Below are 424 nucleotides of genomic sequence, written 5' to 3' on the forward strand. Positions count from 1 at the left end.
TCGGGGCCACACGCGTGATGACGTGCACGATACGGAAGAACACGTGCGAGATCTGGTCGATGAAGTCCGTCACCATCTGCGCGCGCTCGCCCATGGCAGAAAGTGCACCCCCAAACAGCAGCGCGATCAGCAGGATCTGCAGGATGTCGCCCTTGGCGAAGGCATCCACCACCGTGCGCGGGATGATGTTGAGCAGGAAGTCGACCGTGCTGGCCGAGTGCGCCTTGGCGGCGTACTGCGCCACAGCCTTGGCATCGATGGTGTTGACGTCGACGTTAAAGCCCGCGCCGGGGTTGAAGATGTGGCCCGCCGCGAGACCGATGATCAGCGCGAAGGTCGAGACGACCTCGAAGTAGAGCAACGCCTTGCCGCCCACGCGGCCCACCTTCTTCATGTCGCGCATGCCGGCAATGCCGGAGACGAC

General features: G+C 63.7%; 1 protein-coding gene. It reads right to left on the reverse strand.

The window, feature by feature from the left end; all coding sequences use genetic code 11:
- A partial coding sequence (locus tag HX774_RS19575) for a cation:dicarboxylate symporter family transporter (protein WP_178829043.1) occupies positions 1 to 424 on the reverse strand: 424 nt, incomplete at both ends.

It is taken from the genome of Brevundimonas sp. P7753 (assembly GCF_013386595.1).
Taxonomy (GTDB): Bacteria; Pseudomonadota; Alphaproteobacteria; order Caulobacterales; family Caulobacteraceae; genus Brevundimonas; species Brevundimonas bullata.